Raw genomic sequence first — 25,026 nt, 5'->3', positions numbered from 1 at the left:
AATGTTCTGGTGGATTGTTAGGAAGATAAAGATTTACTGTCCAGTTTTCTAAATTTACTGTCCACTTTTGATGTTTTACTGTCCACTTATCGCTTTTTACTGTCCACTTTCAACATTTTACTGTCCACTTGTTTTGAGACTACTTCTGAACACTCGTCACCATCCAGCCTTTTTCATCAACCCACTCGAGGTTAACGGTGTATTTTTCGTTCGGCTGTTTATTCGGACTTACTTCTGCGACTGATTTTTGAGGACTGCCACCGTTACCAATCTTCCACACCGTCATGTTTTCATCAAGTCCTGTGGCAAGACGAATCGCTTTCAATTTTTCATTCCAGTCCACGCTGCCTTCATCATAACTAGAAGTATGTGGTCCTGTTTGAGACGTACCGATCGGCTTATTTAGAACAGGTTTGTCACCGGAAGCTTGCTGTTTTTTCTTTTCTGCTTCAGCTTTTTTTGCTTTTTCTGCTTTTTTCTTTTTATCCGTTTCTTTTTCAGGATCTATGCCGATTTCTTCAGAAGGTTCTTGTTTTTTTGCTTTGTCCCCACTATTTGCTTCATTATCTTCATCTTTTTCATAAGCACTTTCGTTATCTGGCTGAAGTTTGACCACTTTATGTTTTGGTTCTTGATTTTTTTCTTCTGTAGCAGGTTCCTCTTCACCGCCCATAAGCAGCGCATCTTTTGGTAAGAATAATAATGCTAAAAGAACAGCTCCTAATGCACTGAATAATACCACATTTCTCTTTTTTGACTTTTTGCGTTCTGATCTTCTCATCTATTTAATTCACTCCTTCGTATCAAACGTTCCCTTTCGTGATGAAACAAAACAAAAAGAACTCCATTAAACATGGAGTTCAATAATTCTACAAAACTTTTATATACTCAACATTAATTATTCGAAAGCATTTATTAAAAATTTGAGGGTGGCATGAGATTTCAGAAGTATTTACCAACGTAGAACAATGTATTAATTTTCTAGAACAACAGCCATTTCTTTACCAAATCTGTCACCTTTATCTACAAATCCTAAGCTCGCATACAATTGGTGTGCACCCTTATTCTCCGGATGATATCCCACTACAATTCGTTTAGCATTCAACAATGTCTTCATTTCATCAATCATCAACTGTGTTGCGACCTTTCCAATTCCTTTTTGCTGATAATTTTTATCGATCATAATACGATAGATCCAATACCCATCTAATTCTTCTTCCATTGAGTTGAACATAAGAAAACCAACTGTTTTACCCTCAAAAAAGATAGCGTAAGGCTTTAAGCTTGGTTCAAATTTGGATTGTGCAATGGAAACTGCGTTAGGTTCAATATGACTCACTTGATTGTCTGCAACTTCTAAAAAGCAGCATTCGTACCAATTTTCTGCGTTTAATTCTGCGATTGTAACTTGTTTTTGTGTCATAGTTTCTCCTTTGAATGTAAATTACATCTTCTGTTTACCATATTATAACATATGAATAATGGGCAGATTGCTCTCAAATTCACAATCATTAAAAAAACATTGCCTTCCCGTTAATAAAGACACTGCATTTCAGTAGATTATGCTACGGATTTTTCTTGTTTCTCAGCTAGTTTTTTCATATCAAAACGGACGAGTATGGACACAATGAGCGCAAGAATAAACAGTCCAGAAAAGAAAGTTAAACTGTTCGCGTAAGATCCCGTTGTATCCTTGATCCATGCCGCGAATAACGGACCTGCAAGACCTGCTGCTGCCCATGCTGTTAAGATGTAGCCATGAATCGCTCCAACTTGTTTTGTTCCGAAAAGGTCACCAATATATGCTGGAATTGATGCAAATCCTCCACCGTAACAAGTATAGATGACTGCGAGCATGACTTGAAAAAGAATCGATGATGAAGTTTGTGGCAGCATGAAGAAAAGAGCGATCTGCAAGACAAAGAATGTTGTATATGTATTAGGTCGCCCGATGTAGTCTGAAATGGATGCCCATCCGATTCGACCAAAACCGTTGAACAATCCTAGTACACCCACAAGTGCTGCAGCTTCTGCAGTAGTTAATCCAATACTTTCTTCAGCAAGAGGTTTAGCGGCAGAAAGAATAGCAATGCCACAAGTCACATTGATAAACAGCATGATCCACAGATAATAGAAGCGTCGTGTTTTTACCGCTTCGTTGGCTGTTAGTTGCGAGAGGTCTTGTTTGATTTTCACTTTACCACTTTCTACATTTTCTTTAAAACCAGCCGGAAGCCATCCTTCTTCTGGTTTTTCTAAATAAAGAGAGGACAAAGTCATAACTGCAAAATACGCAATCCCCAATATAAAGAACGTGTTAGCGATACCTGCCGATTTAATAAGTGCATCCATGATTGGTGAACTGATCGCTGCTGCAAAACCAAATCCCATAATGGCAAGTCCTGTTGCTAAGCCACGACGATCGGGAAACCATTTAATCAGTGTAGATACAGGTGCGATATAACCTACCCCGAGTCCGATTCCACCAAGCACTCCATAAAAGATGTAGAGCAGAGTTAACGAACCTATATTGACTGCAATTCCTGAGCCTGCAATTCCAACACCAAAGAAAATGGCTGCAAGCAGACCCGCTTTCTTGGGACCATGTTTTTCAACAAAATGTCCTAAAAAAGCTGCCGACAGACCTAAGAATAGGATAGCGATACTGAATGTCATCTGTACTTGAGAAGCTGTCCAACCGAATTTTTCAATCAATGGATTTGTAAAGTTGCTCCAAGCATACACGGAGCCGATAGAAATATGAATCCCTACAGCTGATAAAGCAATGAGCCAACGATTTTTAGACTTTTTCATTCTTAATTCCCCCCTAGAAAGTTAATGAAGTTAAACATTCTTGAAACTTACCCTAATGTAAGACAAATAAAAAGACAACATTCAAAAGTACTTATTTTCTCAAATAAGTCTTTGTAGAATGTTGCCTAAAAGCTCTACATACTCGTGCAGAGCGTTCATTCATCATTTAAGTAGAATAGAAAAAGTACAGATCTTGTATTTTCTCCATCACTATTTATATTATTGTAAGCGTTTTTATAATATCAGATCGTCGCATTATGCGCAACATAATTTTTTGACTTTTTAGACAATAACCGAGTAATATGTACCTCCTCGCGATCAACACACTTTAATTTACATAGTTTTATTAAATAACTTGAAATATATTTGTCTTTCACTTTGGTGTAATGGTTTGGATTTTCCCATAAGTCACGAAATACTTCGCACAGAATCTGTTCAGCTACTTGCTTATCACCTGTAATTCGGAGGGCAACTTGAAATAGTAGTGCGCTATATGAATCGACCATCTGTTTTAAAGCTTTTGTATCCTTTTGGAGCAATCGGCTTAAACCCTTACTCTCAAGGTCATGTCGTATGTTCATTATAGCAACACCCTCCTGTTTACTTCCTTTGATATTTTTCATTTCCCATAAGTTAAATATGTTAAACATTTAATACACGTTCAGTCAAATAATTATATAGCTTTTGTACAACAAAAAAACAGCGCTGTATTTTTAGCACTGTTATTGTTTACTCTTATTTTTTTATGTTTTGCTCTAATGAATATTTTATACCTGCGACGGTTCCTATTCCTAAAAGTGCGTATTTTAATCCGATCAATGTAGCCTCTGGTGTAGCTCCACCAGCTTCCCAAAAAGCATAAAGAACACCTAATACAACAGCAACAATGGGGATATACTTATTCGAAAACCGATCCGTATGACGAATTGCATATAAAATCACAGCTAAACCAACGTACGGCGCAAAATCGGTCATAAAATCCATGATTTTCACCCCAATCGATAAAATTTGTATAACTTATACAAATCTTATTATATTTCGGATGAAAAAAGACCATTTTCCTTAGCTGTTTAAGGAAAACTTCAATTCAATGAAGCTCTTTGGAGTGCTTTATCACATTGGTCAACCAAATTTTCTACCAAATTCCTCGCAGATCTCACTTGCGCTAGACCTGATGCTTGTCCGGCCCACATCGACATCATCTCTTTATTTCCTTGCTTTGCTGCTTCTTTTCTAATATCAGATGTTAATATGTGCTGCAATGGATATGGAGGCAGATCAACTTCTATACGACTCTCCAATTCTACCATCATCTTATTCTTAAAACCTCTCGCACTTTTTCCAGAAAAAGCTTTCGTGATTTTCGTGTCTGTTTCGCTACTAGTTAGAATGGCTTTTTTATGAATATTGTTCGCTCCGCTCTCTTTTACTGTTAAAAATGCTGTACCCAGCTGAACGGCTGAGGCACCTAAAGCTAGTGCTGCCGCCATTCCTCTGCCGTCCATGATGCCTCCCGCTGCTACAACCGGACAGGAAACAGCATCTACCATTTGTGGAACGAGGGCCATTGTACCAATCATAGATTCATTTTCAACATTTAAGAACGTCCCTCTATGTCCACCTGCCTCAGCACCTTGTGCAACGATAAGATCTACACCATTGGACTCAAGCTGAACCGCTTCTTTAACAGAAGTTGCTGTTGCGATAACTATGATTTCTGAAGCGTGTAATTTCTCTACTAATCTCTTAGTCGGTGCATCAAATGTAAAACTAACTATTTTTACACCTGCTTCCATCACTGTAGCGAGTTGTTTTTCAAATAGATCCTCCATGTCTGGAATGTTATTAATCTTAGGAATCCCAAGTTTTGTGCGGTAAGTATTCAAGTAATGCTGCATCGCTAGAATGGCATTCTCATCTCTTTCATAAGTCTGGGGAAGGAATAAATTAACCGCAATTGGGGATTGTGTAAGTTGATGAATCTCTCGTAACGCAACTTCAATTTGTTGAGGAGTCATGTATCCTGCACCTAGTGTACCTAATGCTCCCGCTTCACTTACTTCTGCTACTAATTCAGGTGTTGTCGGTCCACCTGCCATGCCTGCTTGTATAATAGGATAATTAATATTGAGCATGCTACAGATCATAAGTTAACTTCCTCCATTTCTTATCTTTTAAATAAGCATATCAAAAAGAAAGAGCATTAGTCTGTTTCGACCAAAGCTCCTTCCAACGTTATACCGCAATTTTTCTATTTTCGTACATCGCCTGAATGGCCTCTTCACTTTTACCTTCATCAAACTCATTTTCACTTTTGGATACAACAATCGTTGCAATTCCGTTTCCGATTAAGTTCACAATGGCACGCGCTTCACTCATGAAGCGGTCAACTCCTAATAGCAGTGCTAGTCCTTCAACAGGAATAACTTGCATAGCTGTTAGCGTTGACGCAAGAACGATGAATCCGCCACCTGTAACGGCTGCTGCACCTTTTGACGTTAGCATAAGTACAGCGATGATCGTTAGCTGCTGCGTGATACTGAGATCGATACCAAAAACTTGAGCTAAAAAGACGACTGCCATCGAGAGGTAGATGGACGTTCCATCTAAATTAAAAGAGTAGCCGGTTGGAATAACAAGACCTACAACAGACTTCGAGCATCCAAACTTCTCCATCTTGTTCATCATTCTTGGTAATACAGATTCTGAAGAGCTCGTTCCAAGTACAATTAAGAGTTCTTCTTTTATAAATTTCAAATACTTCCACAGACTAAATCCATACATCTTGCAGATCAGATTCAATACGATAAAAACGAAGAAGAACATTGTCGTGTAAACCGCAATCATTAACTTGCCGAGCGGTACGAGTGACTCTAGACCATAGTTTCCTATTGTAAACGCCATAGCACCGAACGCACCAAGTGGCGCAGCTTTCATGATATATCCGACAATCTTGAAAAAGACGTTGAGCAACTTTTCGAAGAACTCGATAATGATCTTCCCACTGTTCCCAAGTGCTGTAAGTCCTACACCAAATAGAATGGAAAAGAATAGCACTTGCAGAATATCACCTTTAGCAAATGCATCGACCATGTTGCTTGGAACGATATGTGTAACGAACTCGATCCAATCAATCTTACCGCCTTCTTCAGACGTGTATTGTGAAACATCACCCTTTTCCAGCTTATCAAAGTCTAATCCCGCTCCAGGTTTTAACACGTTAACAACGATCAACCCAATAACGAGTGCGAGAGTCGTAACGATTTCAAAGTAAATGAAAGCTTTACCTCCCACCTTACCTACCTTCTTCATGTCACCCATTTTCGCGATGCCAAGTACGATTGTTAAGAAGATAATTGGCGCGATCACCATCTTGACTGCATTAATAAATGTATCACCTACAGGTTTCATCTGTTTCCCGAAATCTGGCCAGAAGAGTCCTACTAGTACACCTACGGCGATAGCCGTTAAAACCTGAAACGTTAAGTTCTTAAATAACTTTTTCATTGTTCTTCTCCTTTCGAGTTTGAAAATGAACTTCTAAGAATTAAATTGTCTGGGGTCTGACCCGGGGGCAGACCCCAGACAATTTCCACACAATTTAAACAAGCCATAGAAAAAAGCGTTATCATTTGTAAAGGTAATGATAACGCTTTCAGTCTTTTGTTAGAATATTAAGAACTTATTGGACGTTTTGGTCTTTTTGGTCTTGAACTATTTTTTAAGAAGATAACGATTCACTGGCCTTCCAACAGTACCGTACTGAATGTCCATTTGAATCGTGCCGCTCTTCACTAAATAATCGAGATATCTTCGTGCTGTCACTCGTGCGATGCCTATTCCTTCAGCTACCTCTTCTGCGGACTTGGCCTCTGTTTGTACTTTTATAAAGCTGCCGATCTGTTTTAGCGTAAGCTCGTTTAATCCTTTAGGAAGTTCCATCGTAGCAGGAACTTCGCGTATTTCAGAAAAGAAGAGGTTATCCAGATCTTTTTGTGTAGCGGTTCCTGATGGAGACATTGTAGAGTGATACGTTCTATATTTACTTAATGCTTTTTCAATGCGCTCAAAATTAAACGGTTTGATAATATAATCGAACGCACCGTTCTGCATCATAGAACGAATCGTCTCTAAGTCATTTGCAGCAGTGATAATCATTACATCTACCTGAATTTTTTCCGCTCGGATCTGTAGAAGTGTCTCGACACCATCCTGCTCTGGCATGTAGATATCAAGCACGACGAGATCTGGCTTATGTTTTTTTATCAGCTTCAGCCCTTCTGTTCCATTTGATGCCGTCTCAATTACCTTAAATGTCTTCACTTTTTCTATAAACGCTTTGTTGATTTCTAAGACCATCGGATCATCTTCAATCAATAGAACCTTTATCTCCCTCATCTTCTTCACCTCTACCATTCATCGGAAATACGATAACAAAACTTGTTCCCTGATTTGTGTGTGATGTTACTTCTATCTCTCCATTACCTTTTTCTACAATCTGACGAATTAGGTACAACCCAATTCCAGACCCGTTGTTTCCTTTTGTCGTATATCCTCTTTCAAACATGTGTTGCTGAACTTCCTGACTCATTCCACAACCGTTGTCTTCAACCAAAATGGCACATATTTCAGAATCCTGCGCGATGGAAACATCAATCCTGCCATCCCGCATTCCTTTTAGAGCATCATACGCGTTCTCTATCAAATTACCAATAATCGTAACAAAATCATGCTGATCAAGCTGATCAGGAAACGTTTTTAGTAAACTTTCATTATCAATGACCACTTTTATTCCGAGCTCTTTACCACGTCCGACTTTGCTTAACAATAGACCTGCTAGACTCTCATTCTTAATCCTTTGATTTAAAAAACGAGTGAGTGATCCTTTTTCTTCTGATATTTGAAAAACATACTGCATCGCTTTTTTCATATTTCCTAACTGCATAAGCCCTGCAATCGTATGAAGCTTGTTCATGTGTTCATGGTTCTGAACACGCAGCGCCTCCACAAATGCCTTTACACCTGTCAGTTCTTCCGCCATTTTCGCAACCTCTGTTCTATCTTGAAAAATAGCAACAGCTCCAACAATTTGGTCCTTCACTTTTATCGGCACACGATTACTCATGATGACCTTACCACTTACACGAATCTCTTGATTATAAACAGGACGACTTAGTTCTATAATTTCTGGCAGACGAGTATCTGGAATCACTTCACGAATCTGCCTTCCTACTACGTCTCCACTCACGGAGAATATACTTTTAGCTTTATCATTAAAGATCGTGATGTGTTCCTGATTATCAATGGCAATCACACCTTCATGCATGGAGTGGAACGTTGCTGTTCTTTCTTCAAACATTCGAACGATCTCGTGCGGTTCCAAATAGAACATCTGCTGTTTAAGATGACGAGCTAACAGATAGGAGCCGATCACACCAAACAAGAGAACTAAGAGTAGGATGAGGGTCATCTCATCTGTCAGATCGTGAAACACTTCATAATAACCTGGAATCACATGACCGACCACCACAACGCCGATCTGCTCCAACTCATCATTTTTTATAGGAACAAACGCCCTTACGGCTGTACCCATCTCTCCCTTAGCTTTTGAAATAAACGTATGGTCAGCAAACGCTGCACCTTCATCACTTCCTTTAGACACCGTACCGATCATATCTTTAACAGGATGGGAATACCGAATATGATCCATGTCCATGACCACGACATAATCTGCTTCATTAATGACACGAATCTTTTCAACGACTGGTTCTATCTCGTTCCAGCCCTTATTTACTTGAATGTATTTCTTCACTTCAGGAAGCTGCGCTACCGTGCGTGAAGTAATCATTGCCCGCTTACCGAGCTCTTCTTCTTGGATATCGAGGATCTTACCAATTATGACGACTCCGCCGATAAGGATAGCATAGAGCACGATTCCCAACGTAAGTATCATTATTTTTGTTCGAATGGGTAATCGTTTTATCGTCATTTACTAGCATCCTCCTTTTCATTGTTCCTATTGTATCATTCCAACTTCAATATGTTAGACTATTTAAAAAAGTAACGGATTTGGGGTAATTCATGATGAAATCGTTCATCGGGATCGCGCTGATACTAATCGTAGGTTTAGCAGTATCGATCTGGATTGGTTTTCATGCAAAAATGTCAGAAGGAACACTTCCCTATGACGATGATCAAAAAGGAATAAAGGACCAGGTCGTCATCAAGTTCAGTCACGTGGTTGCAGAGAACACACCGAAAGGCCTCGCTGCACAGCGTTTTGCAAAACGGGTAAACGAGAAATCAGGTGGTCAGATAAAAATAGAAGTGATTCCAAACGGTGGACTCTATTCCGACCAAGAAGAACTCGAAGCTCTGCAGCGTGGTGATGTACAGATGATCGCACCAGCTACTACAAAACTAAGCTCTTTTTCACCAAAATGGCAAGTTCTTGATCTCCCCTATGCCATGCCTACTTCCGAAAGCATTATAAAGGCGTTAAACGGAAACATTGGGAACACGTTGCTTCAGTCACTAGAAGAGAAAAATATGAAAGGCCTAACGTTATGGATCAATGGTTTTAAACAGATTACAACAAACGACGGGCCAGTCGTTCACCCCGATGATCTAAAGGGGCAAAACTTGCGAATCATGCCTAGTACAGTGCTCCAGAATCAATTTGATGAAGTCGGAGCTAAAGCCGTTGGATTGGATTTTAACGATACGTACAGATTATTGGAATCTGGAGAATTGAACGGTGAGGAGAACACGATCTCTAATATTTATTCTAAGAAGTTCTTTGATGTACAAAGCCACCTTACGATAAGCAATCATGGATTTTTAGGTTATGCCGTAATCATGAATGGTGAGTATTGGAAAAACCTTAGTAGCAAGCAACAGAACATTATATCTGAAGCTTTGAACGAATCCACTTCCTGGAACCAGACTCAATCCTTCGCGATGAACGAAGAACAGCTTGCATTGATTGAGAAAAACTCTTCAATTGATATTCATTATCTGACAAAAGAAGAAAAAAGAGAGTGGGCGAATCGTTGGGAGACTGTGTACCGAGATTTCAAAAGTGAGATTGGAGAAGATTTACTTTCCAAGATGTTAAAGTTAAGAGACTCATATAAAGACTTTTAACCTGTAAAAAACCTAGGTGCTGATCACTTATTATCAGCACCCCTTTTTGTTCCAATTCTGCACACAGTTTTCGCAAATGCACGTTTCACGATTTGAAGCAGCAAATTCAAGAAGTTGAGTTGGAATCTGAACGTTCATACACCAACACGTTTCTGGGTCCTTTCCGTTTGAAATTGCACAGACATTATCTCCCTTACATAACGGGCACTCAGACATGAGCTTTCACCTTTATCTGCATCTCTTTTCCCCATTCTGCCAAAGATTTTAGTGATGGAATTAAAGCTTCTCCTGCCTCTGTTAATGAATATTCCACTTTAGGAGGTATTTCCATGAATTGCGTTCGCACGATCAGACCTTGTTTTTCCATCTCTTTTAAAGACTGAGATAAAACCATGTTTGTGATTCCATCTACCTGACGCTTCAATTCGTTATAACGAATTCTTTTATTTTTCCACAATGCCCATATGATCGGGAGTCTCCATTTACTACCGATTAGTGTTAGAGCAAAGGTTAACGGGCAATCTTCTTTTCTTTTATATCCTTCCTCACTCATTTTACGGCTCCTTTACTCAGTTTTTACTGACTTAGTAAGAAATTACTGCATACTTGTTTTCCTTTTTCTATGTAATAAAATTATAGCGTAATGAACAACGTAGGGAGTGATTAATATGGAATTAAAATACGAGATTATTCCTGAACATGAGATTGAGGTATGCCGAGAACTCTGTAACGAGCTCATGAAGTATCAAAAATCAAAAGCCGACATAAGTCCTGAATTATTTGACTCCATGAACTTTGAAACGCGCTTGATTCCGTCCGTGCGTAAAGCCATGCATAACTATATCGTCGTAGTCAAAGATAAAAATGAACCTGTTGGATACGTATATGTTAACATTTCTCCGAAAGAGGTGTATCGCAACGATTTTGCCACCTTTTTTGATATGAATTCCGTTCAGAAAGAAGCTGTCGGTTGCCTTTCCCAGTTTTATATTAAGGATGAGTACAGACAATATGGAGTGGGTTCTAAATTATTTAACATGTCTATGAACTGGCTTTCTCTTTTTGATGAAGTGGATGATTACTTTATTTACGTTTCCAATGGGAACGATGACGCATTATCCTTTTATCAACGTAAAGGATTTACAGTCAGTCATGAGATATTATGCGGTTTCATCTCGGTTCTACGCAGTAAGAAAGTAAGAAGTAATTAACTTCTTTTCATTTATTAGGTACATATAACTGTTTTTCAACGCCTCTTTAGTTCCTCCCTTTGTAGCTAGTTTTCTCGTTTTACAAATCTGTAAAATGAAATTAATAAAAGTATTGTAGAATAAAACCTGTTTCACCAACATTTTGAAATATGTGAAACAACTAGAAATACAAAGTGCAGGGTGTAAAAATTAAATGGGTGGAGGCGTTGATGATGAAAAGGCATGAGAACAAAAAGTTTCTTTCGCTTTTCTCAGTAGTAATTGCGTTAGTGGTCAGCACGTTAGCATTTATTCCAGCTCTTCAAGCGGCTGGAGATGGATCGTGGTCCAGTCCTTATTCAGTTTCTCAAAGTATCTCGAATCAGAACAATTCTGCAAAGACTGTTCAAGGTTATGTAGTAGGACAACCTACCGCAACAACAACCGTAGTAACAAGCAATTATCCAAATGATTATGCACTTGCTTTAGCAGACAGTCCCACTGAAACAAACACAGCTAATATGGTTTATGTTCAGATTCCAACATCTTACCGATCACAGTTTGGTCTAAAAACAAACCCTACTTTAAAAGGTCAATCCATTAAAGTAACAGGCAGTCTAGCGGCTTACTTCTCGCATGCTGGCCTAAAAGATCCAACAGCTATGGAGAAAGCATCTGGTACAACACCTACAGATCCGCCTACAGATCCTACTGACCCACCAACTTTTGATGAATCGTATTATAATCCTGCTCAAGGAAAAACTGGCGCAGCATTAAAGACGGCTCTTCACAATATTATCGACGATCATACTGAACTCTCTTATGATGCCGTATGGAACGCACTTAAAGTAACCGATCAAGATCCAAACAACAGCAACAATGTCATCCTTCTATACACCGGCCGTTCGCAGAGCAAAACCACTAACGGTGGGAACGTAAACGATTGGAACCGTGAGCACGTTTGGGCAAAATCACATGGAGACTTTGGAACAGCGATGGGTCCAGGTACGGATATCCATCACTTGCGTCCAACTGATGTAAGTGTAAACAGCTCTCGCGGAAACCTTGATTTTGATAATGGCGGCTCGCAGCATTCTGAGGCACTTGGCAACTATTACGACAGCGACTCATGGGAACCACGTGATGCAGTAAAAGGCGACGTTGCCCGCATGTTGTTTTACATGGCTGTTCGTTATGAAGGGGACAGCGGTGAACCACAACTAGAATTGAACAACAACGTTAATAATGGTACGGCTCCTTATCACGGTAAGATGTCTGTGTTGCTGCAATGGCACTTAGAGGATCCGGTTGATAACTGGGAGCGAAACCGAAACAACATCATCTACGAAGATTATCAGCATAATCGTAACCCGTTCATCGATCACCCAGAATGGGCTGAGGAAATTTGGTAGGAATGTGTGTTAGAAGGGCTCACTTCGGTGGGCTTTTTTTGTGTTTAGGGAGATCGAGGGTATCCAACTAGTTATTTTTATCGAAAGATGTCGACTCGCTGATATATGTTCAAAATTCGGTGGATTATTAATGAAACTCGTGGGAATAGCTCCGGCGCAGATACCCCACCCTGTATAAGAGATAAGGTGCCAAGTCTATACGATATCTACATAAAGATTAAAATTCCGCTCCAAAAACACACAACAGCAAAAAAAAGAGAATGACACACCAAATTGTGTCACTCTCTCTACATAAATACCTCATAATACATCAAACAAATGCCACAAGCCGCCCAAGAAACCATCGCAAACACGGTTACGATCATATTTTCTGACCATCCATATTTTATTCCGTAGTGATAATGTATGGGTGTGAACCGGAACAGCTTCTTTTTTGTTCGTTTAAAATAAGCAACTTGTATGATGACAGAAAGCTGTTCTGCGAGATAGATAATAAACAGGATTGGTATTAAGATCTCTACGTTTTCGATGATGGCAAGAAACGATAAGGTTCCTCCAATGGCGAGTGATCCCGTATCACCCATGAACGCTTTTGCGGGATACAAATTATAGATTAAGAAACCTAGAATTGTAGCGATCATCACTAAGCAAAAGACTTTCACTTCCGTATACTCAGTGATTACAAAGAAAAAGAAGTATGTAGGTATTGCAACCATGCCTAGAAGTCCATCCATACCATCCGTAAAATTAATCGCATTCGCTGTCCCGACAATAAACAGTGTAATTAAAATTAAATAGATGATATACGGAAAAACAATATTAAAAGATTCTGTTACCCGTATGCTTGTATCAATGTTAAAAAGATCGATGCCAACATATAAGAGAAGAATGGTGAATGCGAACTGAAATTTTAGCTTTGTTTTTCCCGATACCCCGCCAGGATCTTGTTTTGAAGCTTTCCAAAAATCATCTAGAAAACCAATAAAACTAAACAGTATAAACGTTGCCACTAAAAAGAGCATGACTGGACTGGTCGTGGAATAAAGCGCGACGAAAATCCCTACAAAAAACACACTTCCTAACATTAAGGGTGTTCCCTTCTTTTCCTGATGATCTTGTGGAAGTTCTACTCGAATGGGCTGTGTGAGTTTAAGTTTTTTTAACGTCATAATTAACAGAGGCGCAAATATTACGGTTAACAAAAACGTGATAAAAGCAGGTGTTAGTTGTAACAGCACGATTTTAGTCTCCTCTCTTCTTTCTCCACTGTAACTATTCGAGAAAAGATGAAAAGTTCCTTTAAATTGTAGGGGGTCTGACCCGGGTCAGACCTCCTACAATTTCTTTACAATTTAACTAGTACAAAATGCTGTGGGACTTCCGAGTGATAGACACCTTTTCTCCAGATTGCTACTGTAAGTAAGTGTTAGAATATTCAGAATAAGGAGAATGACTTATGAGAGGAAAACGTGTTTTAGTTTGTACCATGCTTAGTACAGCCATGTTGTTATCCAGTTTTACTCCTGCCATTTTTGCAGAGGGCTCCTCCTCCCAACATCATAATCGAACGCACCACGGTGACTGGAACCAGCCCTCTAAATCATCACCTGTTCTACATCCGGGAACACCAGAAAATGCTTCACTAAAACGAGAACCACTAGAGCAAATCGGTCCGTTTATTGAGAGTGAGATTGAGAAACGAACCATGCCAGGCGCTGTCGTTCTCATCGCTAGAAGTGGAAGTATCGCAAAGCATGATGCATATGGCTATTCCGCTCGCTACATAGACGATCAGTTCACAGAAATGGATCATCCTGTTGAGATGAGAAAAGACACTATTTTCGATATTGCCTCGATCTCCAAACTCTTCACCACAACGGCTGCAATGAAGCTATATGAACAAGGAAAATTCAATCTAGATGACCCTGTCGGAAAATACATTCCAGAGTTCAATGAAAACGGAAAAGAGAGCGTAACTATCCGGCAGATCATGACGCATACTTCAGGGTTTACTGCATGGATTCCTCTATACAGTATGGGAGCAAATCGCGAGGAACGACTGCAGATCGCCTTAAAATACGGCTTAAAGAATGAGCCTGGAACAACGTATACATACAGTGACCTAAATTTAATCACTCTAGGTGTTTTAGTTGAAAGACTGTCAGGTCAACGTCTCGACGACTTTGTAAAAAAGAACATCACCGAGCCGCTCGGAATGAAAGATACGATGTACAACCCTTCGGCAGATCTTCGTGACCGAATCGCTGCTACTGAATATCAGCCAGCAATCGGCCGCGGCATGGTCTGGGGAAGTGTGCATGACGAGAACGCGTGGAGTTTAGATGGCGTTGCAGGACATGCCGGCGTCTTTTCCACCGCTAAAGATCTCGCTATTTTCGGCCATATGATATTACAGAATGGTAAGTATGGTAAAACACAGATTCTCAAGCCTGAAACGGTTAGCTTATTAACAGAAAACCAGCTACCACAGTTTCCATCAAACTCACACGGACTAGGCTGGGAATTAAATCAAGGGTGGTACATGGATGCTCTAAGCAATGAACAAACACTTGGACACACTGGGTACACCGGGACCTCCATGGTTGTTTCACCTAAGAATAAAACGATTGTACTTACCTTAACGAATCGCGTCCACCCTTCTCGAGCGACGGTTTCTATGAATCCGATACGACGTAAGGTCGCACAACTAACAGCAGATGCAATTTCAGTTCCTTTTCATCACAAAGATAAAGCTTGGTTTGCTGGATATGGCGATAACCTGAAAAAAGAACTAACATTTGAAGTCGGTAAAAATCAGGATACTCTTCATTTTAACCATTGGTTCAGTATTGAAGATGGAAGTGACAAAGGTTCCGTTCATGTTTCAAGTGACAATGAAACGTGGACAACACTACCAAACACATATACCGGAAAAGACGAAACATGGGATCGCGAAAAGGTAAAGCTCCCTGAAGGAACAAAGTTTGTTCGCTTTCTCTATGAAACCGATGCTTCTGTTAACGGTAGAGGATGGTATGTAGATGATGTATATGGAAGTGATCGCCGAGGAAAGAAGAAGCGATTAACAAAGGTTCAAAACGATTGGATAGAGCGCAGTTGGTAAAACAAGAAAGCAGTTTCGCTTTAATCGGCGGAACTGCTTTCTTTTTGTACAACAATCCGCTCAGGACGTGTATACACATTCATAGAATCCCCTCTTACAAAACCAACTGTAGTAATTCCTAATTCTTCCGCTGATTGCAGAGCAAATTCTGTGGGAGCTGATTTAGAGAGGACGATTTCACAGCCAATCTTCGCTACTTTTAATAAAATCTCAGAAGAAATCCGACCACTAAACACGAGAATCTTATTCCCTATGAAAATATCATTCTTCAAGCAATATCCATAAATTTTATCGAGGGCATTGTGACGACCTATGTCCATCCGGCTCAGCACGATTCCGTTCACATCACAAAGTGCCGCGTTATGCACACCGCCTGTTTCTTGAAAAATGCCTGCTCCTTTCTGCATCTCTCGCATCAAACGGAAGCAGTCCTTAGGCGTAACTCGCACCCTGACTTCATTCATAGATTTCGCCGTACGAGCATCATTCGCAAAAACAAAGCCTTGCCTGCTCATGCCACAGCATGAAGTTATGTATCTTTTATTCTGCAGATTTTGATAGACCGGATTTAAAGGATCAGTCGTCACATGTACAAAACTTCCGTCTTCCTGCATCCATAGGTCTTTAATATCTTTATAGTTGCGGATGATTCCTTCAGAGGCGAGATAGCCTACGACCATATCCTCAATGTACTCAGGGCTGCATACCATCGTTACAAATTCTTCCCCATTGATCTTAATCGTTACAGGAAGTTCGGTCACAATTGTGTCTTCTACGTTCGCTGCAAGTCCTTTCTTAATCTGCAGAATGCTGCGCTTAGTCACAATCGGTTTCATAAGACAATCACCCTTTCGCTATGCAATCGGTTTATCAAAAACAAAGACAGACACAGCCATGTCTTCATCCACTTTAAAATCTGAGAACAGATGAACGAATTTTGCACCGGTCACATCTTCTAATCCATCTGGTGGAGCTGTTGCATAAACGTCCTGAATAAGGCGAGTCCTTGCAGCATGCACCATCTCCTTGCCTTCTGCCGTTCGGGCGATGAATTTTTCAGTTGGTGTTAAATTTCCGTACATGGTTGAGATCGCCATGTTTTCCACAAAGACCGTATGAATTTTCTCAGGTCCTTTTCCTAATAAGTTCTTACGAAGTTTACGAATAATATCGTTGAAGTCATGCACTTTCTTCGTCATTCGAACATCACCACTATTTCTCCATTTTTTACTAATCATACATGATGTACTTACTTTTCGCACGTGATTAAAATGAAAAGCTAGAATACAAGTCTTGTTGTTTCTTGATGATGTAAACGCTATAATGAAAGAGAAAAGTTGGTAGAGAAGATCGTTCACACTGTTTTTTCTTCCATCTTAATAAATTACATAATGATCTATCTTTTAATTAAAATAAAAGAGATCTAATGTTGGATTGGCCTAATGGTATGACCTGCTATTACACTATTCCACCATGAATTCACATTTTCTGTACGTCTATAGAATCTGTGCTTTCGTGGTGGATTTTTTTGTACAATCATACGTTTACGATGACTAGAAGTATTAAACGAAAGGAAGATTCTTAATGGATAAGATGATTCAAATTACAATCGACGGCAACAAATATGAAGCTCCTTCTGGCACATCCATTCTCGATATTATCAATAAAAACGAACTATCTCACCCCCAGATTTGTTATACCCCACAAGTGGATCCGATCGAAACGTGTGATACATGTATCGTGGAGGTAGATGGCAAGCTGATGCGTTCATGCTCAACGATGGCACTCGACGGTATGGCGATCGAGTGCTCTTCTACGAGAGCAAAGGATGCACAGAACGAGGCGATGGACCGCTTGCTCGAGAACCATCTTCTCTATTGCACGGTCTGTGATAACAACAACGGCAACTGTAAGCTGCATAATACTGCTGAGTTGATGGAAATCGAACACCAAGCGGTTCCCTACTCGCCAAAAGAAGAACCAGTGGATATTGACATGTCTCACCCGTTCTACCGATATGATGCCAACCAATGTATCACGTGCGGTCAGTGTGTTGAAGTGTGTCAAAACCTGCAGGTGAACGAAACACTCTCCATAGACTGGGAACGCGAACGCCCGCGCGTAATATGGGATGCTGGATCAAGTATCGACGATTCCTCTTGTGTCAGTTGCGGACAATGTGTTACCGTCTGCCCGTGTAACGCTCTTATGGAAAAATCAATGCTTGGCGAAGCGGGTTTCATGACAGGATTGAAAGAAGATCTACTTGAGCCGATGGTCGAACTTGTTAAAGAAGTTGAGCCTGGATATAGTGGTATTTTTGCGATATCTGAAGTAGAAGCTGCTATGCGTGAAACACGTACGAAAAAGACAAAAACGGTTTGTACGTTCTGTGGAGTTGGCTGTTCGTTCGAAGTTTGGACGAAAGGCAGAAAGATTTTAAAGGTAGAACCAAGTGAAGGTCCTGTGAACGCAATTTCAACTTGTGTCAAAGGAAAGTTCGGCTGGGATTTCGTAAATAGCGAAGAACGCCTCACTACCCCGCTTATTCGAAAAGACGGCGTGTTTGTGGAATCGACCTGGGATGAAGCGTTAAACGTAATCGCTGAAAAAATGACCTCAATAAAAGAAAAACACGGTAGCAACGCACTTGGCTTTGTTTCGTCATCCAAAATTACGAATGAAGAGAACTACTTGATGCAAAAGTTCGCGCGTCAGATCATCGGCACGAACAATGTTGACAACTGCTCTCGTTATTGTCAGTCTCCTGCAACCGATGGATTGTTCCGTACGGTCGGTATGGGTGGTGACGCAGGAACGATTCAAGATATCGCGCAAGCTGGCCTAGTCATCGTTGTTGGTGCGAATCCGACAGAAGGACATCCCGTTCTTGCCACTCGTGTAAAGCGTGCGCATAAACTGCACGGACAAAAATTAATCGTAGCGGACCTTCGTAAACATGAACTCGCGGAACGCTCAGATATTTTCATGAGTCCTAAGCAAGGCACAGACCAAGTTTGGCTCATGGCCGTTACGAAGTACATGATTGATCAAGGCTGGCACGACCAGAAATTTATTGAAGAGAATGTTCATTACTTAGAAGACTTTAAAGAAGTTTTGGAAAAATATACGTTAGAATATGCCGAGGAACATACTGGGCTTTCACAAGAAACAATCAAAGACGTGGCGAAAATGATTCGCGACGCTGACGGCACATGCGTCCTTTGGGGAATGGGTGTAACGCAAAACACGGGTGGAAGTGACACTTCTGCTGCCATCTCGAACTTATTGTTAGCAACCGGCAACTATCGTCGTCCGGGTGCAGGTGCTTACCCGCTTCGTGGCCACAACAACGTTCAAGGGGCTTGCGATATGGGTACGTTACCTGCTTGGCTTCCGGGGTATCAGCATATTTCAGATGATCTTGCTCGAGCAAAATTTGAAAAAGCATACGGCGTAACGATTGATAGCAAACCTGGTAAAGACAACATCCAGATGGTCGAGGGAATCGGAACGGGCGAGATCAAATCGATGTATTTAGTCGGTGAAGACATGGCGCTCGTTGATTCAAACTCCAACCATGTTCATGAGATGCTTAGTCAGCTTGAATTCTTTGTGGTCCAAGATATTTTCTTAACGAAAACCGCACAATACGCGGATGTCGTTCTGCCTGCAGCTCCTTCTTTAGAAAAAGAAGGAACATTTACAAATACGGAACGTCGTGTGCAGCGTTTGTACCAAGCCTTACCTACAACAGGTGGGTCTCGTCCTGACTGGGAAATCATCCAAGCGATCGCCATTCGAATGGGTGCAGATTGGAACTACAGTCATCCGAGTGAAATTTTTGAAGAGATGGCGGGACTTGCTCCCCTGTTTGGAGAAGCAAACTATGATGTATTAGAAGGCTGGGGCAGCTTCCTTTGGGGAGACTTTAGTGGTAAAAGCACACCGCTTCTTTACACAGATGGCTTTAACTTCCCTGACAAAAAAGCACGATTTGCACTATCAGATTGGATGCACCCGGCAGAGTTTCCAGAAGAATTCGACCTTCATATCAACAACGGACGCATGCTCGAACATTTTCATGAAGGCAATCTGACAAACAAATCAAAAGGCATTCAGCATAAAGTGCCTGATGTTTTTGTTGAAGTATCACCTACTCTTGCAGAAGAACGCGGTGTGATCGATGGATCCGTCGTTCGGTTGATCTCGCCGTTTGGAGCCGTGAAGTTAAACGCACTCGTTACAGATCGTGTAAAAAACAACGAGCTGTATCTTCCGATGAACTCTGTGAATAACGAGACTGCAATCAACTTTTTAACTGGTCCAGCTGTTGATCATCGTACACATACACCAGCCTATAAACAAACGAAGGTACGAATGGAAATCATCAGCCGTGAAGGTGAAGTGAAACTACCTGGCAACAACCCAAGAAATAAAAAACGCTATCCACAAAACGGTGTTGAAGTACAGCGTAAATGGAATCGTCCGGGCTATGTTCACTTGACGGATGAAGTGTAAGGGGGCGGAATTCATATGGCAAAACCAACTACGGTTATAAAAAAGAGTGTAAAAACCGAAGAGCAGATTCAGCAAGAGAAGCTAACTGAACTGCAAAAAGCATTAGCTGAAAAAGATGCTGCACTTACTAAGGCACTTGATTTTATTGGGGAGCTAGACAAAATCGGCGCATTGGAAGCGGCAAACTCCATGCTTGTCGCAAAAGATAAAATTGCAAACATCGCCCTTGGTCAAGCAACGCGGGAACCCGTTACGAACATGATTAACAACTTGATGGGTGCAGCAGGCTTATTGACAAAGATGGACCCTGAGGTTACCGCTAAGCTGCTGGATAGTGTCGTTTCTGGCTTGAAGCAGGGGGAAGATTTTGTGGAGAGCGATAAGAAGGTTGGGGCGTTCGATCTTGTGAAGTCTCTGAAGGACCCTGATATTAATCGAGCAATCGGCTTTGGTCTTCACTTTTTGAAAGGCATGGGGCAGGAATTGAAGAAATGATGATAAGGAAAGGTGACGCTATGGTGGCGTCACCTTTTATAATGGCTGAATTGTCGAATGGACAGTATTTATTTGAAAGTGGACAGTATTTTGGTAAAAGTCGACAGTAAATCTTCAGAAGTGGACAGTATTTTTTAAAACTGGACAGTAACTCTCCCAAAGTGGACAGTATTAATGTTGCAGTAAAGCAACCAACCGCTCTCTCCCTATAGAATGAAGAAGTAAAGGTATGCGCGGACCACTATTGGTGTTCAAAACAAGCTGATAGATGATGCTGAACAACCTTTTTTGGTTGTTTCTTTTCACTTTGGGATCATCCACATGACAGATATCGTAAACTTTTCTCATAAACTCATCATCCTGTAGTTGTACTTCATCCTGCAGCACGCCTACAAATCCTACAACCCACTCCTTCTCCGTATCAGTCAGTGAAGCATAATATTCTTGGTTCTTTTGTTCATTAACTACAAGCACTTTCTCAGGACACCAGTTTCTCAGCCAATATTCCGCTCGCGCACAAACTTCTCTTACCTCTTCCAACGCATACTCCTCACCTGTTCTTCCCAATACGTCACGAACTAAAGAAGCTTCGAAATTTACAAGTGGCAAGATGCTCGCCACATGACTAAACCTTGGCACTCGACGTGTTCCAGAATTCACAGCTGACAAATCTAGCGCCCATCTGATCTCCTCTTTCAGCAGACCCTGATCTGCCTGACTAAACCTCTCAAATTCCGTATAGTTTCGAATCACATCTTCATCCAACCCGATATGAAAGGGCGCATTCGGCTGATATTTTGCAAACATGAAAAGGATCACTTCAGGTGTATAGACCTTCAACAGTTCTTCAGGTGTAATGTTGTTGCCCGAAGAACTGGACATTTTTGCACCAGTCCCTTTAATGCTAATAAAATCATACGGCTCATACTGGGGAGCTTGATGGTTAAAGATCTCAGCAACAATCTCCTTTGAAACTCTGTAGCTCCCCGTCGAGGATGAGTGATCCCTGCCACCTGGTTCAAACACCACATCCTCAACCATCCACCTCATCGGCCAATCCACTTTCCAATTCAACTTGATGTAAGTCGCTAGTGCTACCTCGATAGAGTTTGAGTGACCACATGAACAAGTGTAGCTTAATCTTTCATCTTGAAATTCGTGAATGTGTACTGTGTCTTTCCTGCAAGTTTCACAATACACATTTATCGGATAAAAGCGCTCTCGCTCTTCCATACTGTGTTCACTAGATTTAAAGTTCATTAAGATATCATAAATCTGCTTGCGATTGTGAAGAGCATGAACGATCTGAGTATTATACCTTCCTGACTGATACTCCTTGCTCTGATAAATAAAATCAGGAACGATCCCGAACTCTCTCAATGACTGTTCAAACTCTTTTTCAAAGTGCTCAGCGTAAGAACTGTGGCACCCAAACGGACATGGGATCTCTGAGTATGGCATTCCAATATATTGCTCAAAAGTCGGATCAATATTTTTCGGGACTTTACGAAAACGATCAAAATCATCCCATGAAAAGATAAAACGCGTATTCTTACCTAGGTGTTGCAATGCTCTTACAACAAAGTATGTGGTAACCACTTCTCGAAAATTTCCGATATGAACCGAGCCCGATGGACTGATGCCTGATGCACAAACAAACGTCTCTCGATCTGGGTGCTTTCTTATTAGTTCTTCTGCTATACGAAATGCCCAATGCATGTTTAAATCACTCCTCATTTTTTAAGAAAAGAAAAACAAAAAAGCCCTCACCCCCAAGATTATTCATCTTGAGGACGAGAGCTTATTAGCTTTCGCGGTACCACCTCAGTTTGTTCATATGTCACCATATCAACCTCTTCAGGTACGGCAATGAAAAAGAATCACTTGCGTATACCCTATCTCTATAACGGGAGATCCCGTTGTAGTATCAGCAAAGATATCTTTGCATCCGTACAAAGCTCAGAGTCTTTTTTCGTTAAGGTATTATTGCTCTTTCACACCAACCAAGAGCTCTCTGGAAATAATGTTACTTAACTACTTTTCTCTTCATAGCCATAAATTGTTAAATTTTTATTAGTATAATCAGTTTTATGAAAGTTGTCAAAAACAAACTTTAAATTTAAAATCATTCTTTAATTATACTCAATAAACCTTAAGATATAGTCACATAGCTCATAAAATATAATCCCTGCTATCATATAAATAAAGATATAACCTAGCAGGTATATTCTTTTTAAAAACCAATTGTGATGGTCATCTTTTTTTCCAGCCCAATAAGCGTTTCCCATGAAAAGAGCTGAAAGAAAATTCACTGTTTTAGTAAAAAAGGTATCCGCCTTCCTAAACGTGCCCCATTCTTACCAATCGATCATCGTGTTTCCCGCTAAAAATATGGCTAAAAAGTAAGCTCCTTGCGTTCCTAGTATCGCCATCAAACCAATTCTTATCAGTTAAGTCATTAAAGAAAAACATTCCTCTCGAGGTAAATAAGAACAGAATTTATTATTTTAAAGGTAATTATTGCTAGGATAATATAAAGAAATAAATAACCAGTAAGATACAAAGGTCTCAAAAACCATTTTTTCTTTTTTACTTTTAAACCTGCCCAATAAGCGACACCAAATACGAGTGCAGTTAAGAAATTCACGGTTTTCTCAAATATATTACTAGGATCTGGGAAAGTTCCCCATTCATACCAATGCATCATGGTTTGGTATATGAGAATTAGTAAAATAAAGTATGAAGCTTGGGAAGCAAGTATTCCTGCTAAGGCTATTCGAACGAGTTCTATCATCTTTACCTCTTATTAAACTTCTTATTCAGATAAAATTATCTGTACTCTATTAACCTTAAAAATAGTCAACAGTTTGATAAAAAGTAACTGAAGCTATAATAAACAACATTGCATAACCTAAAAGATACACTCTTTTCAAGAACAAATTATGATGATCCACTCTTTTTCCAGCCTGGTAAGCTATACCAATAAAACTTGCTGTAAAACCATTAGTGATGCTGATAAAAATATTCTTGTTTGGGTTTGGTATTATGCTCCATTCATACCATTCAATCATGCTATGACCAGCTAAGAAGATGGCTAAAAAATACCCACCCTGTGTAGTTAGTACAAATATAATTGCTAACCTAATTAATTCAGTCATCAAATCAAAAGTTCATTTCAAGATATTCAAGAATAGAATTTAAAATATTATATACAATTACAGCAAGAATGATATAAACAAAAACGTAACCCAAAAGATATACTCTTTTCATAAACCAATTTTTATTTTTAACTTTTAAACCAGCCCAATATGCTACTCCAAACACAAGCGCAGTCAAAAAATTTACGGTTTTCTCAAACAAGTTCCTTGGGTCAGGGAAAGTACTCCATTCATACCAATCCATCATAACTTTGTACAGAAAAAATATCGCAAAAAAATATGCAGCTTGTGATGCTAAAATTGCTAGAATAACGTACCTAATTAACTCTGTCATATATACTCCTTTATGTCAGTTTTGCTATCTCTCTTATTTGCTCAGACGAAAAAGACCTTACACCCTCCAAAATATCATCCCATTTTTCCTCATTCGCAAGATGTATCTTCACTGGAACATCTTTATCGTGTTCATATTCCGATAACCAGACACCTACAGCAGAATTAAAGAAAAAAGCTGCATTTTGAAGATATAATTGTCTGCTCTTATCAATTGAGAATAGAGAAATGTTCTCCATCATATGATTGTTAGCTTTTAAATCCGGAAGAAATTTTTCAAAAGATATTTTTTCCAAATGAGTACCTGTAAAGCTCTTCTCTACCTTTTTTTGCTTTTTAGGGTTGCTAAGTACATCAAATTGTTTATCAGTTAAATAAAAGCTATAATCATATTCAATCTCCGTAAAAGAATAAGAATAAAAATCCTTTAAGGTATTTGGTATTTCCTCTTCCTTCATAAACGCAAACTCATGTATTACATTATCATCAATATAATGATATAGCCATGTATCTTCTTCAACATAGTGAAGAACCAAATTCGCCTTTTTCCACTCATTGGTCGCTCTAATCATGTATTCACAATTTGCATAAATTTCTAAGAAGGTCATGGTTTCTTCACTTATAGGATTTAATTCATTTTTATGATTCTCCTCATTCCATATGCCCTTCATTCTAAGTTGATTGACCGTTGTATTAAAAATTGCGATTAGTTCACTTTCTCCTTTAGGTTTGATGAAGTCATGAATCATAATGCGTGCTTCTTCATCGTAGTCTGCAGTACTTAATAAAACTCCTAATTCTTCAGTAGTCATAGTAATAATATGATCCATAAT

25 protein-coding genes and 1 other annotated feature are annotated in these 25,026 nt (G+C 39.9%); of the genes, 6 read left to right on the top strand and 19 right to left on the bottom strand.

Features of this window, described 5'->3' with window-relative positions; genetic code table 11:
• Positions 1-139 precede the first annotated feature (139 nt).
• The 9 genes from IHV10_RS02455 to IHV10_RS02415 all read right to left on the bottom strand — a co-directional run bounded on the left by IHV10_RS02455 (position 140) and on the right by IHV10_RS02415 (position 8,803).
• Entirely contained in the window at positions 140-781 is a 642-nt protein-coding gene (locus IHV10_RS02455) for a YrrS family protein (RefSeq protein ID WP_197127164.1), read from the bottom strand.
• 192 nt (positions 782-973) lie between these two features.
• Complete coding sequence (locus IHV10_RS02450; protein WP_197127163.1) at positions 974-1,423, bottom strand: GNAT family N-acetyltransferase; 450 nt, start codon at positions 1,421-1,423, stop codon at positions 974-976.
• A gap of 137 nt (positions 1,424-1,560) precedes the next feature.
• Positions 1,561-2,814, bottom strand: a complete 1,254-nt coding sequence (locus IHV10_RS02445; RefSeq protein ID WP_197127162.1) for an L-lactate MFS transporter — start codon at positions 2,812-2,814, stop codon at positions 1,561-1,563.
• Between the two features lie 242 nt (positions 2,815-3,056).
• Positions 3,057-3,395: an RNA polymerase sigma factor gene (locus IHV10_RS02440; protein ID WP_197127161.1), complete on the bottom strand. Its 339-nt coding sequence runs from the start codon at positions 3,393-3,395 to the stop codon at positions 3,057-3,059.
• Between the two features lie 154 nt (positions 3,396-3,549).
• Positions 3,550-3,798, bottom strand: a complete 249-nt coding sequence (locus IHV10_RS02435; RefSeq protein ID WP_197127160.1) for a phage holin family protein — start codon at positions 3,796-3,798, stop codon at positions 3,550-3,552.
• 98 nt (positions 3,799-3,896) lie between these two features.
• Positions 3,897-4,961 (bottom strand): NAD(P)H-dependent flavin oxidoreductase, encoded by a 1,065-nt coding sequence (locus tag IHV10_RS02430; RefSeq protein ID WP_197127159.1) that lies wholly within the window; start codon positions 4,959-4,961, stop codon positions 3,897-3,899.
• An 88-nt stretch (positions 4,962-5,049) separates the two neighbouring features.
• Positions 5,050-6,321, bottom strand: coding sequence for a C4-dicarboxylate transporter DctP (gene dctP / locus IHV10_RS02425; protein ID WP_197127158.1), 1,272 nt, complete (start codon positions 6,319-6,321; stop codon positions 5,050-5,052).
• Between the two features lie 207 nt (positions 6,322-6,528).
• Positions 6,529-7,212, bottom strand: coding sequence for a response regulator (locus IHV10_RS02420; RefSeq protein ID WP_197127157.1), 684 nt, complete (start codon positions 7,210-7,212; stop codon positions 6,529-6,531).
• Entirely contained in the window at positions 7,184-8,803 is a 1,620-nt protein-coding gene (locus IHV10_RS02415; protein ID WP_197127156.1) for an ATP-binding protein, read from the bottom strand. The genes IHV10_RS02420 and IHV10_RS02415 overlap by 29 nt, the downstream gene beginning before the upstream one ends.
• 95 nt (positions 8,804-8,898) lie before the next feature.
• On the opposite strand from IHV10_RS02415, the gene IHV10_RS02410 reads away from it, so the two are divergent.
• Positions 8,899-9,960, top strand: a complete 1,062-nt coding sequence (locus IHV10_RS02410) for a DctP family TRAP transporter solute-binding subunit (RefSeq protein ID WP_197128166.1) — start codon at positions 8,899-8,901, stop codon at positions 9,958-9,960.
• Between the two features lie 33 nt (positions 9,961-9,993).
• On the opposite strand, the gene IHV10_RS23055 is transcribed toward IHV10_RS02410, so the two are convergent.
• Together IHV10_RS23055 and IHV10_RS02400 are read right to left on the bottom strand one after the other, a co-directional pair.
• Entirely contained in the window at positions 9,994-10,176 is a 183-nt protein-coding gene (locus IHV10_RS23055; protein WP_197127155.1) for a cysteine-rich CWC family protein, read from the bottom strand.
• On the bottom strand, positions 10,169-10,513 hold the full coding sequence (locus tag IHV10_RS02400) for a winged helix-turn-helix transcriptional regulator (RefSeq protein WP_197127154.1): 345 nt from the start codon (positions 10,511-10,513) through the stop codon (positions 10,169-10,171). The genes IHV10_RS23055 and IHV10_RS02400 overlap by 8 nt, the downstream gene beginning before the upstream one ends.
• Before the next feature lie 115 nt (positions 10,514-10,628).
• Between IHV10_RS02400 and IHV10_RS02395 the strand changes: the two genes are divergently transcribed.
• A complete protein-coding gene (locus IHV10_RS02395; protein ID WP_197127153.1) occupies positions 10,629-11,171 on the top strand; it encodes a GNAT family N-acetyltransferase in 543 nt (180 codons plus the stop codon).
• Between the two features lie 212 nt (positions 11,172-11,383).
• Positions 11,384-12,562: an endonuclease gene (locus tag IHV10_RS02390; protein ID WP_197128165.1), complete on the top strand. Its 1,179-nt coding sequence runs from the start codon at positions 11,384-11,386 to the stop codon at positions 12,560-12,562.
• Positions 12,563-12,849: 287 nt separating this feature from the next.
• Here IHV10_RS02390 and mraY read toward each other — a convergent pair whose 3' ends face one another.
• Complete coding sequence (gene mraY, locus IHV10_RS02385) at positions 12,850-13,800, bottom strand: phospho-N-acetylmuramoyl-pentapeptide-transferase (protein WP_197127152.1); 951 nt, start codon at positions 13,798-13,800, stop codon at positions 12,850-12,852.
• 218 nt (positions 13,801-14,018) lie between these two features.
• Here mraY and IHV10_RS02380 point away from each other — a divergent pair, with 218 nt between their 5' ends.
• Positions 14,019-15,686 carry a serine hydrolase domain-containing protein gene (locus IHV10_RS02380; RefSeq protein WP_231619399.1) on the top strand — a complete coding sequence of 556 codons (1,668 nt, stop codon included), beginning with the start codon at positions 14,019-14,021 and terminating at the stop codon, positions 15,684-15,686.
• 20 nt (positions 15,687-15,706) lie between these two features.
• Here IHV10_RS02380 and fdhD read toward each other — a convergent pair whose 3' ends face one another.
• Positions 15,707-16,522 (bottom strand): formate dehydrogenase accessory sulfurtransferase FdhD, encoded by an 816-nt coding sequence (fdhD, locus tag IHV10_RS02375; protein ID WP_197127151.1) that lies wholly within the window; start codon positions 16,520-16,522, stop codon positions 15,707-15,709.
• A gap of 18 nt (positions 16,523-16,540) precedes the next feature.
• Complete coding sequence (locus tag IHV10_RS02370) at positions 16,541-16,885, bottom strand: DUF2294 domain-containing protein (protein WP_137790251.1); 345 nt, start codon at positions 16,883-16,885, stop codon at positions 16,541-16,543.
• A gap of 394 nt (positions 16,886-17,279) precedes the next feature.
• Between IHV10_RS02370 and fdhF the strand changes: the two genes are divergently transcribed.
• Both fdhF and IHV10_RS02360 read left to right on the top strand, forming a co-directional pair.
• Positions 17,280-20,207, top strand: coding sequence for a formate dehydrogenase subunit alpha (fdhF, locus tag IHV10_RS02365; RefSeq protein WP_197128163.1), 2,928 nt, complete (start codon positions 17,280-17,282; stop codon positions 20,205-20,207).
• A 15-nt stretch (positions 20,208-20,222) separates the two neighbouring features.
• Positions 20,223-20,702, top strand: a complete 480-nt coding sequence (locus IHV10_RS02360) for a DUF1641 domain-containing protein (RefSeq protein WP_197127150.1) — start codon at positions 20,223-20,225, stop codon at positions 20,700-20,702.
• 171 nt (positions 20,703-20,873) lie between these two features.
• On the opposite strand, the gene lysS is transcribed toward IHV10_RS02360, so the two are convergent.
• From lysS to IHV10_RS02335, 5 genes are all read right to left on the bottom strand, one after another.
• Complete coding sequence (lysS, locus tag IHV10_RS02355; protein ID WP_197127149.1) at positions 20,874-22,421, bottom strand: lysine--tRNA ligase; 1,548 nt, start codon at positions 22,419-22,421, stop codon at positions 20,874-20,876.
• A 67-nt stretch (positions 22,422-22,488) separates the two neighbouring features.
• Positions 22,489-22,761: a binding site (T-box leader), on the bottom strand.
• A 399-nt stretch (positions 22,762-23,160) separates the two neighbouring features.
• Complete coding sequence (locus tag IHV10_RS02350; protein WP_197127148.1) at positions 23,161-23,496, bottom strand: hypothetical protein; 336 nt, start codon at positions 23,494-23,496, stop codon at positions 23,161-23,163.
• 55 nt (positions 23,497-23,551) lie between these two features.
• A complete protein-coding gene (locus IHV10_RS02345) occupies positions 23,552-23,773 on the bottom strand; it encodes a hypothetical protein (protein ID WP_231619398.1) in 222 nt (73 codons plus the stop codon).
• Positions 23,774-23,864: 91 nt separating this feature from the next.
• Entirely contained in the window at positions 23,865-24,194 is a 330-nt protein-coding gene (locus IHV10_RS02340) for a hypothetical protein (RefSeq protein WP_197127147.1), read from the bottom strand.
• 10 nt (positions 24,195-24,204) lie between these two features.
• The gene (locus IHV10_RS02335) at positions 24,205-25,023 is read right to left on the bottom strand and encodes a hypothetical protein (protein ID WP_197127146.1); all 819 of its coding nucleotides are present in this window, start codon (positions 25,021-25,023) and stop codon (positions 24,205-24,207) included.
• Positions 25,024-25,026 lie beyond the last annotated feature (3 nt).

This window comes from Fictibacillus sp. 5RED26 (genome assembly GCF_015903895.1).
GTDB lineage: Bacteria > Bacillota > Bacilli > Bacillales > Fictibacillaceae > Fictibacillus > Fictibacillus phosphorivorans.
This window is presented reverse-complemented; position numbering and strand designations above follow the sequence as displayed.

What these genes read in the sequence shown, in the direction of transcription:
- IHV10_RS02455 (WP_197127164.1), bottom strand. Translation starts at nt 781, where the DNA reads ATGAGAAGATCAGAACGCAAAAAGTCAAAAAAGAGAAATGTGGTATTA.
- IHV10_RS02450 (WP_197127163.1), bottom strand. Translation starts at nt 1,423, where the DNA reads ATGACACAAAAACAAGTTACAATCGCAGAATTAAACGCAGAAAATTGG.
- IHV10_RS02445 (WP_197127162.1), bottom strand. Translation starts at nt 2,814, where the DNA reads ATGAAAAAGTCTAAAAATCGTTGGCTCATTGCTTTATCAGCTGTAGGG.
- IHV10_RS02440 (WP_197127161.1), bottom strand. Translation starts at nt 3,395, where the DNA reads ATGAACATACGACATGACCTTGAGAGTAAGGGTTTAAGCCGATTGCTC.
- IHV10_RS02435 (WP_197127160.1), bottom strand. Translation starts at nt 3,798, where the DNA reads ATGGATTTTATGACCGATTTTGCGCCGTACGTTGGTTTAGCTGTGATT.
- IHV10_RS02430 (WP_197127159.1), bottom strand. Translation starts at nt 4,961, where the DNA reads ATGATCTGTAGCATGCTCAATATTAATTATCCTATTATACAAGCAGGC.
- dctP (WP_197127158.1), bottom strand. Translation starts at nt 6,321, where the DNA reads ATGAAAAAGTTATTTAAGAACTTAACGTTTCAGGTTTTAACGGCTATC.
- IHV10_RS02420 (WP_197127157.1), bottom strand. Translation starts at nt 7,212, where the DNA reads ATGAGGGAGATAAAGGTTCTATTGATTGAAGATGATCCGATGGTCTTA.
- IHV10_RS02415 (WP_197127156.1), bottom strand. Translation starts at nt 8,803, where the DNA reads ATGACGATAAAACGATTACCCATTCGAACAAAAATAATGATACTTACG.
- IHV10_RS02410 (WP_197128166.1), top strand. Translation starts at nt 8,899, where the DNA reads ATGAAATCGTTCATCGGGATCGCGCTGATACTAATCGTAGGTTTAGCA.
- IHV10_RS23055 (WP_197127155.1), bottom strand. Translation starts at nt 10,176, where the DNA reads ATGTCTGAGTGCCCGTTATGTAAGGGAGATAATGTCTGTGCAATTTCA.
- IHV10_RS02400 (WP_197127154.1), bottom strand. Translation starts at nt 10,513, where the DNA reads ATGAGTGAGGAAGGATATAAAAGAAAAGAAGATTGCCCGTTAACCTTT.
- IHV10_RS02395 (WP_197127153.1), top strand. Translation starts at nt 10,629, where the DNA reads ATGGAATTAAAATACGAGATTATTCCTGAACATGAGATTGAGGTATGC.
- IHV10_RS02390 (WP_197128165.1), top strand. Translation starts at nt 11,384, where the DNA reads ATGAAAAGGCATGAGAACAAAAAGTTTCTTTCGCTTTTCTCAGTAGTA.
- IHV10_RS02380 (WP_231619399.1), top strand. Translation starts at nt 14,019, where the DNA reads ATGAGAGGAAAACGTGTTTTAGTTTGTACCATGCTTAGTACAGCCATG.
- fdhD (WP_197127151.1), bottom strand. Translation starts at nt 16,522, where the DNA reads ATGAAACCGATTGTGACTAAGCGCAGCATTCTGCAGATTAAGAAAGGA.
- IHV10_RS02370 (WP_137790251.1), bottom strand. Translation starts at nt 16,885, where the DNA reads ATGACGAAGAAAGTGCATGACTTCAACGATATTATTCGTAAACTTCGT.
- fdhF (WP_197128163.1), top strand. Translation starts at nt 17,280, where the DNA reads ATGATTCAAATTACAATCGACGGCAACAAATATGAAGCTCCTTCTGGC.
- IHV10_RS02360 (WP_197127150.1), top strand. Translation starts at nt 20,223, where the DNA reads ATGGCAAAACCAACTACGGTTATAAAAAAGAGTGTAAAAACCGAAGAG.
- lysS (WP_197127149.1), bottom strand. Translation starts at nt 22,421, where the DNA reads ATGCATTGGGCATTTCGTATAGCAGAAGAACTAATAAGAAAGCACCCA.
- IHV10_RS02350 (WP_197127148.1), bottom strand. Translation starts at nt 23,496, where the DNA reads ATGATAGAACTCGTTCGAATAGCCTTAGCAGGAATACTTGCTTCCCAA.
- IHV10_RS02345 (WP_231619398.1), bottom strand. Translation starts at nt 23,773, where the DNA reads ATGATTGAATGGTATGAATGGAGCATAATACCAAACCCAAACAAGAAT.
- IHV10_RS02340 (WP_197127147.1), bottom strand. Translation starts at nt 24,194, where the DNA reads ATGACAGAGTTAATTAGGTACGTTATTCTAGCAATTTTAGCATCACAA.
- IHV10_RS02335 (WP_197127146.1), bottom strand. Translation starts at nt 25,023, where the DNA reads ATGGATCATATTATTACTATGACTACTGAAGAATTAGGAGTTTTATTA.